We start from the raw sequence: 254 nt of genomic DNA on the forward strand, positions 1-254 counted from the left end.
AATCCGTATACATGGGAGGTTCTATCCACGTCTCCCCAGGCGTTCAGCAGGGCAGTGATCGGGCTTGCCGAAACCAGCTACGGCGTTTTTGCATTTGGCGAACAAGGTATCGAGCTTGAGCACCACGGACGCTGGCAACAGCTCCTTTTTGCGAACCCGGAACTGGCAACGTCCGTGACGGGACTGGCGGAAGACCGTGACGGCAATGTTTGGCTCAATGGATCGAAAGCCATCACCCGCGTTTCTTCGAGTGA

The 254-nt window shown here is 56.3% G+C and carries 1 protein-coding gene; it reads left to right on the forward strand.

What is annotated here, in order from left to right:
- Positions 1–54: 54 nt before the first annotated feature.
- The coding region (locus tag AC5IJH_RS18390) for a hypothetical protein (RefSeq protein ID WP_491904273.1) at positions 55–254 on the forward strand (200 nt) is incomplete at its 3' end.

The sequence above is a fragment of the Candidatus Dedyshia acidiphila genome, from assembly GCF_051025295.1.
GTDB lineage: Bacteria > Acidobacteriota > Terriglobia > Terriglobales > Acidobacteriaceae > KBS-83.